We start from the raw sequence: 12,871 nt of genomic DNA on the forward strand, positions 1-12,871 counted from the left end.
GGGTGCGCTGCTCGGTCGTACGCCCGACGAGGCTTTCTATGTGATCTGTGACCGTACGAACAACACCTCGTCGACGATCGACGCCGGTCAGGTGATCTGTGACATCGGTGTCGCGCCGGTGCGTCCCGCCGAGTTCGTCCAGTTCACCATCACTCAGATCGCCGGCCAGCCCGGTCAGGGCGGCTGAGACCCCGTGCAGAAGATCGTGGTGAGGCAGGGCGATACGGTCACGCTCACCGTGAATCCTCCCGTAGTGCTCACACCACCGCCTCCGCCCGTCCCCCTGCCGCTGGGAACGGCAGGCTTTCGGATCGAACAGCACGTCGCCTGTGTGCCCGGCGACATCGAGTCGTGGGTCATCCCGCCCGTCGGCTACTGGACACCGGCCTTTCAGAATTCGGGAACCCTGAGCGTCGAGTTGAAGGTTCCCCCGGCGAACCGCGCCACGTACGCCAGGACGAGTCGGGGCGAGAAGGAAGCCGTTGTCAACGGTGGCCCGTTCGACGTGGTCTTCACCGTGGCGTCCCCGGCGAGCAACTCCGCCGGCGCCACGGACACCCCGGGGGCCACGTACCAGGGCAAGGCGACCCTCACCTGCCCCCGGGGACGCCCCGTGACGGCCGGTTAACCCACCTGAGCCCTTGATCCCCCACAGGGGTCAAGGGCTCACGGGAAGCGCGACTCGTCCACATAGCGGCCGAGTTTGGCGTACTCCTCGCGGACGGCCGCCAGCAGATCGGCCATGGCGAGCGGGCGGTCCTCGTCGGCGGCCCGGTAGGCAGCGGTGATGACGCAGCAGCGGATCGCGCCGCCGGACAGGTCGAAGGCCGAGGCGAGGACCGCCAGACCGGCCTGGTCGATGTCGTCGGCCCGGGGGACGGCCGGGCCCAGACAGCGGTCCCACAGGGCGTGGCGCCGGGCATCGTCGGGCGCGGGGAAATGGACGACGAGGTCGAGACGGCGCAGAAAGGCCGGGTCGATGTTGGCGTGCATATTGGTGGTCAGCAGGGCCAGACCGTCGAAGGACTCCAGGCGCTGGAGGAGATAAGAGGTCCCCGTGTTGGCGTAGCGGTCGTGGGCGTCCTGGGTGGCCGTGCGCTTGCCGAAGACGGCGTCCGCCTCGTCGAAGAGGAGTACGGCGTCGACGGCGTCAGCCTCAGTGAAGATCCGTTCGAGGTGCTTCTCGGTCTCCCCGATGTACTTGTCGACGACCGTGGCGAGGTCGACGACATACAGGTCGAGGCCGAGAGAGGCGGCCACGACCTCCGCCGCCAGGGTCTTGCCGGTCCCGGAGCCGCCGCTGAACAGGGCGGTGACGCCACGTCCGCGCCCCCCGCCCGGCCGCATCCGCCACTCTCCCAGGACCCGGTCGCGGTGGCGTACGCGCCGGGCGAGGTCCCGTAGCTGCTCGTGCGTCCGCTCGGGCAGCACCAGATCGTCCCAGCCGACGGCGGGGCGTACGGGCCGGGTGAGGCGGTCGAGCGCGCCGCCGTTCCACGCGCGGGCGGCGTCCCGGACCGCGGCGGCGTCGACGGGGGTGCCGTGCGCGGCGGCCTGCCGGCCGGCCGCCGAGGCCACGGCGCGGATCCGGCCGGGGCCGAGGCGGTACCGGCCACCGGCGGTGACCGCCTCGTCGGTCACGGTGCCGGCGTGGGCGCCGAGTTCGTACCGCCACAGCGCGGTGCGTTCCGGCTCCGTCAGGGGCGGGCAGTCGGCGAGTACCGGGGGAGTGGCCGTCCAGCGGGCGTCCCACGGCTGGCTCCCGATGAGGACCAGAGGAACCGGAGCGCCGTCGAGCGGGGCGAGCAGGTCCTGTACGTGCCGGGCGTCGGGGGAATCGACGGGGCCGACGATCAGCCCGTGACCGCGCAGCCGTGCTTCGAGGAGCGCCGCGCGGACGAACCCGTCCGGGTCCGTCTCGTTGGCCAGGCGCGCGAGGTCCAGACGGAGCGCGGGCCGTCCGCACGCGCGCAGTGCCGCATCGGCGACGGCTTCGGCCGCACCGTCCGGGCTGTCGCGCAGGTGGACCGGGTGGCGGTGGGCGAGCAGCCGGGTCAGGTGCCGCACGGCTTCGGCTACGGGGCCCTCGCCCAAGGGCCGGCCGCGTTCCGGCAGGGTCAGCAGGTGACGCAGCCAGGACGGCGGGGAGTCATCGCCCAGCAGGTGTGCGGTGACCCGGTCGGGGACGCGTAGGGGCCGGGTCAGAAAGGGCCGGGAGACGTCCGGGATCTCCACGAGGCCACCGGCGCGCAGGGGCGCGTCGGCCGCGAAGACCCGGCGGGCGGTCGCCGAGGCGCTCGGGACGCCGCAGAGGGCGAGGGCCAGGCCGGTGGTGGCGTGGCGGCAGGTGATGTCGTCGTTGAGGTAGCCGTAGCAGCGCTCGAACCGGGCGTCGACGTCGGGGGCGAGCGCGATCACCACCATGTCGAGGGCGAGCGCGTCCAGCCCGAACTCCTCGGCGAGACGGCGCAGGGGCGGCGCGGCGCCGGCCGCCGCGGCCGTGTCCTCCCGGGTGCGCAGAGCGGCGGCGAGGGAGTCGTCAGCGGTGGCGGGGATCAGCGGGTCGGCCGGCGTGTCCAGGAGGTGCGAGGCCATGTCGTCGGAGATGCAGAGCCCTTGGAACGGGTCGAAGGGCGGCTCCAGGAGCTCCGCGGGTACGGATTCCTCGCCCGTACGGAGAGCGATCGCGCGCCGCACCCGGGCCTCGATGACGGCCAGCCGGGCGAGCAGCCAGTCCGCGGCCGTGGCGGTGGGTGCTCCGGGGTGCGCGGTGGCGGTCACCGCGCGTCCTCGTCCGCCCCCGGCCCGGGCTTGAGCGCCTCGCGGACGACCGGGGGCCCGGTCACCCAGTGGGTGTAGCTGTCCGGGAGGAAGGACAGCAGGGGGATGGTCACGGTGACGTTCAGGGCGGGGACGAGCGTGTGGCCCACCGCGCTCCACAGTTCCGTCAGGGCACGGTCCTCGGCGGGCGGGTGGCCGATGTCGAGAAGCGCGGACAGCTCCATCTCCTGCAGTTCCGGGGGCAGGGGCACGGGGAAGTCCCGGCTCCTGGCGAAGCCGACGAGGAGTTCGCCGAGGATGCGGTGGGCGCCGAGGGCGTCCGGGGCCCAGGCGGTGACCAGATACGAGAGCCGGGCGTATCGCGGCGGGTCGAACTCCGCCGACTTCCGGTCCGGCAGCCCCATGGTTCCCCTGGCGTACTGGTAGACGGTGCCGGTCTGCCGCCGCTCCAGGTCCTCGCGGATGTCGTACAGGTAGACGCCGACCGTCTCGGAGCCGGAGGTCTCCCCCAGCGCTCCGTCGCGGCCGGGCGGCTGGAAGGTGACGGGGATGCCCGGCGACGGCCATGTCACATCCTGCTGTACGCGCGACTTCAATGCCTCGTCGACCAGTTCGATCATCTGTGTGCCTCTGTCCGCGCCGGAGGGGTGGGTGGAGTCGGGAGTCGGTACGGTCAGTTCGTCGTCGGCACGCCGGCCGCCTGCCGTACGTCGAGCCCCAGCGCAGTCGCCGTGTCCAGGGGAGCGAGCGTCGTGGTGTCGACGACCGATACGGCCGCGCCCGCCTCGTCGGCGAGGTACACCAGTTGCTTCGCGGACTGCGGATGCGGTGCGCTTCCGGTGAGCCGTTCGCCGGCCGGCACGGCGAAGCGCGGCGTTCCGGTCCGGGTGTCGAGCATCAGGAGCTCTCCGCTGTTCTCGGTGGTCACGAAGAGCCAGACCCCGTCCGCGGATACGGACACCGATTCGGGCCCGGTGACCTGTGGATGCCGCCAGGTGGCGAGGACCTTGGGCGTGTCCGGTGAGGCGTCGTCGGGGCCGATGACCGAAATGCTGTCGTCCCCGTGGTTCGCGACATAGGCCCGCAGGCCGCCCGGGGCGCAGGCCACGCCCATGGGGTCCCGGCCCACGTCGAGGGAGGTCACCTGGTGGTCGGAGAGGCGGACGCACCGCAGGGAACCGGCGGTGCGGTCGGTGACGTAGGCGTAGGTACCGTCGTCGGTGACGGCCACGTCCCACGGCTGTGACGCGCCCGGCTGACCGACCGGTACGGGCGTCACCTTGGACCCGAGGACGGTGACCGTCCTGCTGGTGAAGTTGGCGACGCACAGGGTGCCGTCATCGGAGATCGCCGCCGAGTACGGGAGGTCGTTGTTGTTGAGCGAGCGGGTCTCGGTGCGCTCGACTTCCAGTCGCGAGTCGGCCTTGAGGGTGATCACGGCCAGGCATGCCTCGCGGGCACCCGGTTCATCCTTCTTGCCCTGGTTGACGACGCACAGGGTCCGGTCGTCCCGGCACACCAGCGCACTGGGCCTGTCGGTGTGCGCTTGGGGCGCCGTGGCGACGGGTCGCATCTCGGTGTTGCTCTCGCTCAGCGGGATGCCGTACACCGTGCCCAGGGCTCCGGTTCCCGTCCGCCAGTGTTCGGCGTCGACGGCGTAGAGGTAGTGGCCGTCAGGGGAGAGGGCGAGCCCGAGATGGACGCGGTCCTCGCCGCTCTTGACCTGGATCGTTCGCTGGTGCACCGCTGGATTGCCGGTGACGTCGAACACCTCGACCGTTCCCTGGTTGCCGGCGGCGTTGGACACGTAGAGGGTCCTTCCGTCCGGCGACAGTGCCAGGCCGTACGGTTGGTGCATGGCTGCCGGGGGCTTGGTCACCGTCATCTTGTGACCCCACGGAGCGCCCACCGTGTCGCGTTCGAGGACCGAGACGGTCTCGTTCTTGTAGTTGGCGACGTAGAGCCGGAGTTCGTCGGGCGACAGGGCCATCTCGTGCGGTCCCGACAGCTGACCCGCCGTCGCGTCGATGACTCCTTCCTGTTGCCACTCTCCCCGCTCTGTCCTGCGGAGTATCGCGATCTGCCCGCTTGACCCCTCACCCGGGGCGAAGTCGGCCACGTAGAGCGTCCGACCGTCCTCGGAGACGGCGGCACCCGTGGGCTCCTTGCACCCCACGACATCGGCGTCGATCGTGTGCGTACCGCCCTTCGGGTCGACGAGCGAGACCGTCGCCGTACCGGAGTCGGCGGTCACCGCGTACCGGCTGTCGGGGGTGACGGCCACCCCGTACGGGCGGGCACCGGGAACCAGTGGGACGGGGGTCACCGTCACCTCGCCGGTCCCGGTGAGTTCGTTCCCCTGGGCCGGGGTGAGGACGAGCAGGTGCGACGACTCCGGACTCGTCGCGCAGGCGAACCCCAGGCCGGGGGCGACGGCGACGTCCCAAGGCTCGTGCCCGGCCCCGAGAGGGACCGGGGCGAGCGCGGTGAGGCCGCTGAGGTCCAGCACCGCGACCTTGTCCGATGCGGAGTCGGCCGCGTAGGCCCAGGTGCCGTCCGGGGAAACGGCGACGCTGACCGGCTTCGACCCCTCTCCGGCCGGGATGTCGATCGTCTTGCGCGGGGCGGCCCGCACGGGGGCCAGCTGTCCGGTGGCCTGGTCGGTGACATAGGAGTGGTGGCCGTCCAGGCCGAACACCACCCCGGCGGGCACGCCTCCCAGCGGAACGGCCGTGTGGTCGAGGGTGTCCGCGCGGATGGCCGTGAGAACGCCCGAGGTCTGGCCCACGACATGGATCACTTCGCCGTCCGGGGCGAAGGCCACGGCGACAGGATGCGCGCCGGCCGGAACGGTGTCGGGGGTGCCGACCCGCCCGCTGTCCACCTCCACGGTGGCGACGGAGACGGACGCGGAGCCGTAGTTCGCCACGCACAGGCGCTCGCCGGCAGGGCTGAGCGCCAGGGCACGGGGCTCGGCACCGACGGGCACGGGGTCACCCACCGCCGCGCCGTCGGCGTCCAGGTCCAGCACCGTCACCTGGCCATCGGCCGTGCCCTCTCCCCGGCTCGCGACGTACGCGAACCGTCCTCCCGGCGCCACCGCGACCGCCCGGGTGACCCCGGGTACGGAGACGGTCGCGCTCAAGGACGGGGCGCCCGCCTGACTCACGTCGACCACCGATACCGTGGCGTCCGTCTCGCTGATCACACAGACCCGTCGCGCCCCGCCGCCCGGGGCCGCCGCCAGCGCGCAGGGGCCGCCACCAACCGGCAGGGGAGGCCCTCCCTGTAACCCTTCCTTGTCGAACACCACGACCTTGCTGTCCGCCCACGCGGCCACACAGACCTGGTCGTCCACCAGCCCCGCCACGACGGCGCACGGGCCCTTCCCGGCGGGAACGGTACGCAGCACCGGGTGTTCCGGGGCCGTGAGGTCCACCACGGACAGCGTCCCGTCGTCGTGGTTCACGACATAGGCCCGGGTGCCGTCCGTACTGACGGCGACGGCACGTGGGCTGCCCCCCGCAGTGGTGAAACGGACCTCGGGATGCTCCGGTGCCGCGAGGTCCACGACGGCCAGAGCGTCCGCGCCCCAGTCCGGGGCCACCAGCAAGGGTTTGTTCCGATCGCTCATGAGGGCACCTCCGCGACGGTGACTCGGTGTTCGACGGAGTACACGGTCGCGCCGGGCCCGCAGTGGATCCGTCCGACGGGATCCGACGCCGAGCCGTCGAGCGGATCGACCGGGACGAGCTCGGCCGTGGCGACGCGGCCCACCCCCGGCACCTGTTCCAGGACCCGGAACGCCTCGCCCGCGTACACCGGGCGCCCCAGCGGCCATCCCGTGCCGTCCGGGCCGCCGCCGACGGGGCTGAAGTACCGGTACAGGGCGCGTTCCGCGGCGGCGCGGAGCTCGGCGCGTTCGTCGGCGGTGCGGTAGTCCGCGGGAACGATCCGGGCATCGACACGGATGCCGTGGTAGACGGGCCGCTTCAGCCACACCGGAACGCCCTCCGGCTGGCAGGCGCGCAGGGAGCGGCGCAGGGTGTCGCTGGCGTCGCGGGTGGGGGTGAGCATGTGGAAGGGGAACCAGCCCCGCTCGTCGGCGGTCACGAAGGGGATGACCATCAGCGTCACGCCGGCCTGGGTGCTGCCTCCACTGGTGTCGGTGTAGCCGTTCTTGCCGCTGTGTGAGGTGGAGACGTTACGCACGCTGACGATGCGGGCGTCCGGGTTCTTCAGCCCGCTGATCCCGCCCGGAGGGATGTCGTTGCCCGCCGCGCCGAGCGTGGCCTTGTACGAGCCGTCCACGGTGATGGGCGTGCCTTCGGGAGGGATGGCGCCGTACTGCCCCGAGGAACCGCCCGTCAGCATCGGGCCGAAGTGGACCTGGCCCGTACTGGCGTTGACGACCACGTCCTTGCTGCCCTTGAGGGAACCATGGAAGGACGTGACGGTACACCAGTTCTCGTCGCCGACACGGACCGCGGGGAGAGGCCCGTACACGGGGGAGTACAGCAGGGGGTAGATCTGACCGGGCTTGCCCGTGGACGTGAACGGCTCTCGTGCCCGGTCGTGCTCCTCGTACTGCTCGGCGGGAACCTTGTCCGTCGTCCTGGAGTCGGCGTAGACCGTGTACGGCGTGGTGGGTGTGCCTTTGGGGTCGAGGATCTGGACGGCGAGCCAGCAGGCAGCTTCCTCGGTAGGGAAGCCGTCGCCCCGCCTGTCGACGGCGTCCTGTGCCGTGCGGGCGAGGTCGCCGCGTGCGACGGCCGCCTGCCACCGCGCGGACTCGCTCACGTGGACGGGATGGGCGGAGATCGTCGACTCGTCTGCCAGCGTGATCTCTTGCGCGGGCGCGGAGGCGTAGGCGAGGGGAGCTGCGGTGTCCCACCACGGTGCCGCCTTCCTCGGCGCGAACACGGACACCGCGATGCGGTCCTCCGGCCCACGGTCCCCTCCCGCCGTCACCCAGAGCGTGAGGCGGCCCGGATCATGCGGCTCCTTGACCTCCACCAGCGCCAGCACCAGCCCGCCGCCCTCCTTGAAAGGCCCGGAGAACTCCCCGCCCGCCTGGTAGTCACCCGCCTCGAACATCCCGACGGCGGCGGTGACGCCGGGGACGAGCCCGAGGCGTGCCGCGCCGGCCGCGTCCGGTGGCACACGCGTGGCCTCCTCCGTCGTCGTGAAGACCGTCTCGCCGTTTTTTGTGGTGACCTGTATCCCCGCGGGAACCGTCAGCGTGCCGGGTGCCAGGGTGAAGGCGACGTCCGTCGTGGCGGGCTGCCACGGCAGGTAGTTGCGGGCCGGGTCGAGCGCGTCGTCGGGTGCGTCCCGGACGTGGTGGATGCGGGCCATGCCCGCCGACGCGGCTAGCGCGAGCTGTTCGTAGTCGGCGGGGACGACCGCCCGCTCCGGCACCGGGGAGCCCAGGGGCAGGCGCGTCGCGCAGGCGGCGGCGCTCTCGCGTTCCGTGCCGCCGACCGCCGGTGCGGGGTTGGTCACGGAAGAGACGTACGGCAGCGGTGTGCGCAGCACGGTGACCGTGCGGGCGGGTACGTTGCCCCGGGCACCGCCGCCGGTCAGATAGCGCCGGATCCGTACGACCGCTCCCGCCGGCAGCGGCGCGCCGTGCCGTCGCGGTCCCCGGGCACCGGCCACGACGGGCGCGAAGACCGCCTCGCCGGTGCGCGGGTCCAGGGTGAAGTGCCGGTCGTCGGGGCCCGATCCGGCGAGCGTGGCGACATACGTCCACTGTGCGGTCCGCTCGCCGAGCACGGCTTCGACGACGAGGGGGTCGGTGCTGCGGGGCAGCGGCGGATGGGCGAAGCGGAGGCGTTCGCCGGGGGTGCCCGCCGCGGTGCCCAGGGTCTCGTTCCGTACCAGCCCGGCCTGGACGACGGGGACGGAGACGGCGAGCACCGGGTCGAGCGCGACCCGGGTCAGGGCGCTCCGGTCGGCATCGGCGCGGTAGCGGATCAGCCCGACGTCCCTCAGGCGCTGCACGGAGTCGCCGCCCTCGCCGGCCGCCCGGTGGAGCAGGAGCTGGGCGGGCGCGTGGGCGGGGGGAAGGTCGAGCGTGACCTTGCCCGGCCGGCCCTGGACGGCCACGGTGTCCGTGACGACCCGGCAGCCGGTCCAGTGCGTGCCCTGCCATGCCTCCCAGTGGCCCCGGGTGACGCCCGTGCCCACCTCGGGGGCGGGACCGGCGCCCATGGTCACGTCCAGCGTCACGCGCGTACTCGGTACGGGCACCGACAGGACGATCAGGGCGTACGACGAGAACGAGGGGCCGCCACTGTCCGTGCTCACCCGGCCGGTGTCCGCGAGGGCGTCCTCGGGCGGCGGGAAGTCGCCGAAGTAGGGGAGGTTGAGGTGGAAGGCCGGCCCGGCGAAGGCGGGGCCGCCCGGCTCGACGGTCCGGCCCGGCCCTGGGCCGAAGGCGGTGAGCGTGCCCTCGACGGCGCCGTCGGCCCGCCCCGATTCCGCGAAGTCCCCGGCGGCGACGAGGACACAGGGGTTGAGCACCGCCTCCGTCAGCGTGCTGAAGACAACCGGTTCCGCTTCCCCCACCGGTCGTGTGGCGACCTCCTGGCCCGCGGGGACGACCACCGGCTCGGGCGACGGCGCGGCGAGCTGGAGGACGACCTCGGTCTGCGCGGGCGCAGGCTGGTACGGGCGCACGCCCAGAAGCCGCAGCATCTGCAGCCGGCGCTGGTCGGGGGCCAGGTTGAGCCGGTCGCGCAGGGCCACGACCATGTCGGTGCAGGTCTCGATCAGGCCCCGGCCGGGGTCCGTCCGGTCCTGACCGGTCCAGGCCCCCACCTTGCGCCGTACGGCGGCGACGGCGCCGGCGACGACCTCGTCGCGGGTGCGTCCGTCGTACTCGGGTGTCGGCAGACTCATCCCTGCTGTGACCTCTCGTCAGGAGCCTGGTGCGCGAGGGTGACCGTGACCTTGAAGGGGAGATGGGCGGGGCAGTGCGCCCGTACCAGGCGCGTCAGGCGGCTTTCCAGGGCCTGTTGGTCCTCCCCCGCCGGGGCGGTCAGGGTGACGGTGAGCATGGACCCGGCGCGGGGTGCCGGGTCGTCGTGGGTGAAGACGCGGCCGGGGTCGTCGACGACGAGCGCGAAGCCGGGCGGCACCCAGCCGTGGATCTCCCGGGCCTCCAGCAGCAGCCCGTACGGCGTCCCGCGATGAGCGGCCAGGCGGGGCGCGAGGTCGACGGCCTTGCGCCGCAGGCCCTCCGGCCAGCCCGGCTCCACCCGGGCGCCGGTGATCCGGATCAGCCAGTCCAGGAAGGCCGGTGGCGCGCGCCAGGGGTCGAGCACCGCGTCGAGACCGTCGATCCGCTCCTCGGCGGGGGCCATGGCCTCGCCGATCGCCGCCGCGAACGCGAGCGCGACGGTGTCGTGCCCGTAGACGGCCGGCAGCGGGAGCGGACGTGCGGGGTACGCGGACATGCGCGGTCCTCTCTCTTCCTCAGCCTTCGGTGATGTCGACTTTGATGACCGTGTCGCCCACGAGGACCAGGCCGCCGTCCGAGACCTCGACGGACGGCACGTCCCCGTCGCTGACGAACAGCCTCACGTCGGTCGTAGCCCTGACCTCCGGCACCGCCTCCAGCACGGTGAAGACGTCGCCCGTGTGGACGCGCCGGCCCCACGGCCAGCCCCGCCCGTCCGGTCCGCCGGCCGTGGGGTGGAAGTAGCGGCGCAGGGCCCGTTCGGCCGCCCGCCGGGTCCGCTCCTGGTCCGCCGTCGTGCTGCTCCAGGGGCGTACGGTCGCCGCGATCCCGAAGCGGTGGTAGCGGGGTTTCCCGACCCGCAGCCGCTCGCCCAGCAGCCGGGAGGCGTCGACGACGCCGACCACCGACTCCAGGACGTCCGGCGGAATATCGAACGCGCCTTCGGGTGGGGCCTGTGCCGGGTCGCCCTCGAAGAGAGGCACCAGGAGGACGTGGAGCGGGTCGTCCTCGCGGCGCCAGAGAGCGGGCTCGGTCCTCGTCCCCTTCAGGAAGAAGAAGACGCCGCCGATGACGGTCACGGCGTCCGGGGACACCTGGCACTGCGGGGAGAGGCCGGGGAACGCCTCCGAGATCAGGGACCGCACCCCTCGGCTGCCCTCCTGCGGTACGAAGGCCAGGTCGGTGGAGGTGTCGGTGTAGGTGTAGGCGCGGTGGTAGAAGGTCTCGCCCTTGAAGAAGAACAGCTCGTACGCGTCGGCCGAGGCGGAGTCGGCGAGGACGGCGACCTCGTCGAGCTGTGACGAGAAGTCGTCCGGCAGGTCGGGGAACGCGCGGCTGATGTCCTGCGGTGACGCGCCCTCACCGTCCCAGAGGCACTGGGTCCCGTAGAACCACAGTCTGGGCTCGCCCTCGCCGGTGCGGATGACGGCGTCGAGGCACCCGGTATCCGCGACGGGCCCGGGCACCGCATCACGATCGCCGGGCTCGCCGCCCGGCCCTCCCAGGGGCAGGGGGAGAGGGGTGATGATTCCGCCGTCGTCGAAGTAGTGCACGGCCCGCAGCGGGTCCCGGGCGGCGACGGCGCAGGCGAGGACCTCGGCCGGGCGCGGCGGTTGCGCGAGGGCGGTGGGCACGCGTGAGTCGGTGGGCCGGGTGAGCGCCGTGACCCGGACCCGGGCCAGCCCGGCCACGTGTTCCCCGATGATCTGCTCGTGGTCGGCGGCGGTGACCGCGCGACGCAGCGGGGCGAGGCCCAGCCCCGCGCGTTCCAGCGCCTGCCGCCAGTCCTCCGCGTCCTCGGCGGGGGTGAGCACGCCGTGGGCGGTGGCGCTCAGCCCGGCCTGTGACACCACCGTCAGCGGTGTGCCGAGGGGAAGGCTGCCCTTCCGGCCCCGGTACACGTGGTACTCCGCGCTGATCCTCGTGCCTTCCGCCGGCACCTTCCCGTGCGGCTCGGGCCCGCCCTCGGCGGGGACCAGAGGCCCGAGGACGACCTCGCACGAGGCGTCGTCCCACCAGTGGACCTGGCCGCCCGGCCCGGCCTCGGCGAAGGTGCGCACCGCCGGCCAGACGGCGCCGCCGACCCGGACCGTCAGCGGCGGGCCGAACGGCGGCTCCGCGACCGGAGCGCCGGACCGCCACGGCCGGTGGCGCGTCGCGAAGCGACCGCCCGGAAGACCGTCGGACGTGCCCAGCACCTCGGCGACCGGAACGAGTTGCTCAAGCGCCTCCACCACTCCCGTGGACTGGTTCTCGGCGAGGGTGAGCGGTGCGGTGGTCGCCAGGACGACCGGCTGCTCGCCCTCGGTCCTGACCTCGGTGCCCTCAGGGATCTCGCGGCGCCCGGTTGTACGGTCGGTGCGTGCGAACATGACGGTGATCCGGGCGGGTGAGGCGGGGAGTGGCGTGATGCCCATGAGGCGCAGCACGGCAAATCGCTGACGGTCCGTCATGCGATGGACGCGGTAGAGCAGCTGGTCGGTCCGCTCGGCGCAGGCCTCGATCAGGGTGACGCCGGGGTCGGAGACGTTGTGGTCGGTCCATTCGGGCGCGCGCTGCGGCAGGGCGCGCTTGGCGGCGTCCACGAGCGGCTGGAAGCGCAGGTCGTCCAGGTCGGGAACGGGAACGCCGGACGCGTCGGATGGATCGTACGGATCGGATGGATCGGATAAAGCGGATCGCTCGGGCGGCGGATCGGCCGTGGGGAGGTCACTCACTCGGGGAGTCTCCGGGCAGGGTGTAGAAGGGGAAGACGAGGTTGCGGGGTTCGTTGGTGGCGCGCAGCCGGTAGCGGATGTCGATGTAGAGCACGCCGATGTCCACGGTGTCCGTGCTGAACAGCAGGTCGTCGACCTCGATCCGCGGCTCCCACCGGTCGAGTGCCCGGCGCACCTCCACATCGGCGCGGGCGACGGTCGTGGCATCGAGCGCGTCGAAGACGAGGCCATGGATGCCGCAGCCGAACTCCGGCCGCATCGGCCGCTCGCCCGGCGCGGTGGACAGGATGATCCGCACGGCCTGCTCCACGTCGTCGCTGCCGGTCGCCAGGCCCACGCGGCCGGTGCCGGTGATGACGGCGGGGAACGCCCACCCCGCGCCGATGATGTCCACGGTCGTCTCCCG

General features: G+C 72.8%; 8 protein-coding genes and 1 pseudogene. 2 read left to right on the forward strand and 7 right to left on the reverse strand.

Features of this window, described 5'->3' with window-relative positions:
- Positions 1–187 (forward strand): annotated as a pseudogene (locus IF61_RS32070) (phage tail sheath family protein); the annotation flags it as partial.
- A 21-nt stretch (positions 188–208) separates the two neighbouring features.
- A complete protein-coding gene (locus tag IF61_RS0107525) occupies positions 209–628 on the forward strand; it encodes a hypothetical protein (RefSeq protein ID WP_281178032.1) in 420 nt (139 codons plus the stop codon).
- 38 nt (positions 629–666) lie between these two features.
- Here the strand turns inward: IF61_RS0107525 and IF61_RS0107530 are convergent, their stop codons facing one another.
- The 7 genes from IF61_RS0107530 to IF61_RS0107560 are packed head-to-tail and all read right to left on the reverse strand — an operon-like array spanning position 667 to position 12,859.
- Positions 667–2,781: an ATP-binding protein gene (locus IF61_RS0107530; RefSeq protein WP_052392478.1), complete on the reverse strand. Its 2,115-nt coding sequence runs from the start codon at positions 2,779–2,781 to the stop codon at positions 667–669.
- The gene (locus tag IF61_RS0107535) at positions 2,778–3,401 is read right to left on the reverse strand and encodes a Pvc16 family protein (protein WP_052392479.1); all 624 of its coding nucleotides are present in this window, start codon (positions 3,399–3,401) and stop codon (positions 2,778–2,780) included. Before IF61_RS0107535 ends, IF61_RS0107530 begins: the two co-directional genes overlap by 4 nt.
- Before the next feature lie 53 nt (positions 3,402–3,454).
- Positions 3,455–6,415, reverse strand: a complete 2,961-nt coding sequence (locus IF61_RS0107540) for a beta-propeller fold lactonase family protein (RefSeq protein ID WP_157848554.1) — start codon at positions 6,413–6,415, stop codon at positions 3,455–3,457.
- Positions 6,412–9,687, reverse strand: coding sequence for a putative baseplate assembly protein (locus tag IF61_RS0107545; RefSeq protein WP_030365478.1), 3,276 nt, complete (start codon positions 9,685–9,687; stop codon positions 6,412–6,414). The genes IF61_RS0107540 and IF61_RS0107545 overlap by 4 nt, the downstream gene beginning before the upstream one ends.
- The gene (locus IF61_RS33220) at positions 9,684–10,244 is read right to left on the reverse strand and encodes a phage tail protein (RefSeq protein ID WP_030365479.1); all 561 of its coding nucleotides are present in this window, start codon (positions 10,242–10,244) and stop codon (positions 9,684–9,686) included. Before IF61_RS33220 ends, IF61_RS0107545 begins: the two co-directional genes overlap by 4 nt.
- A gap of 19 nt (positions 10,245–10,263) precedes the next feature.
- A complete protein-coding gene (locus IF61_RS0107555) occupies positions 10,264–12,465 on the reverse strand; it encodes a baseplate J/gp47 family protein (protein WP_157848555.1) in 2,202 nt (733 codons plus the stop codon).
- On the reverse strand, positions 12,458–12,859 hold the full coding sequence (locus tag IF61_RS0107560; protein WP_030365481.1) for a GPW/gp25 family protein: 402 nt from the start codon (positions 12,857–12,859) through the stop codon (positions 12,458–12,460). Before IF61_RS0107560 ends, IF61_RS0107555 begins: the two co-directional genes overlap by 8 nt.
- Positions 12,860–12,871: the final 12 nt, after the last annotated feature.

The organism is Streptomyces roseoverticillatus, assembly GCF_000719265.1.
Classification (GTDB): Bacteria; Actinomycetota; Actinomycetes; order Streptomycetales; family Streptomycetaceae; genus Streptomyces; species Streptomyces roseoverticillatus.

What these genes read in the sequence shown, in the direction of transcription:
- IF61_RS0107535 (WP_052392479.1), bottom strand. Translation starts at nt 3,401, where the DNA reads ATGATCGAACTGGTCGACGAGGCATTGAAGTCGCGCGTACAGCAGGAT.
- IF61_RS0107540 (WP_157848554.1), bottom strand. Translation starts at nt 6,415, where the DNA reads ATGAGCGATCGGAACAAACCCTTGCTGGTGGCCCCGGACTGGGGCGCG.
- IF61_RS0107545 (WP_030365478.1), bottom strand. Translation starts at nt 9,687, where the DNA reads ATGAGTCTGCCGACACCCGAGTACGACGGACGCACCCGCGACGAGGTC.
- IF61_RS33220 (WP_030365479.1), bottom strand. Translation starts at nt 10,244, where the DNA reads ATGTCCGCGTACCCCGCACGTCCGCTCCCGCTGCCGGCCGTCTACGGG.